This is a genomic window from Cognatundibacterium luofuense, assembly GCF_018139685.1.
GTDB classification, from domain to species: domain Bacteria; phylum Pseudomonadota; class Gammaproteobacteria; order Burkholderiales; family Burkholderiaceae_D; genus Undibacterium; species Undibacterium luofuense.
The window spans coordinates 1-333 of the sequence record NZ_JAGSPN010000400.1; the positions used below are offsets into that span (position 1 = coordinate 1).

At 54.4% G+C, this 333-nt stretch carries 1 protein-coding gene; it reads right to left on the minus strand.

Annotated elements, in window-relative coordinates; all coding sequences use genetic code 11:
* Window positions 1–333 (minus strand): AMP-binding protein (locus tag KDM89_RS20945; protein WP_212689758.1); only part of this gene is annotated, 333 nt, incomplete at both ends.

Consider the following 333-nt stretch of genomic DNA (forward strand, 5'->3'; position numbering starts at 1 on the left):
TTTCTAATATCACGATGGCTTCCGCACCGGAATCGCTGAGCTGATGTTCCAGTTCACGCGGCGTGTACAGTGGATTCACATTTACCACGGTATATCCGGCGCGCAGGATACCAGCCACACACACAGGGTAATGCAGCACGTTGGGCATCATCACTGCCACCCGCGCACCAGGTGCCAGGCCACGGCTTTGCAACCAGGCGCCAATACGGGCGGAAAACAGATTCAGGTCACGATAGCTGAGCCGCTGCCCCATACACAAATAGGCATCACGAGTCGCATAGCGTTGAAATGATTCTTCCAGTAAGGCGGTCAACGATGTGTACTGACTGGTAT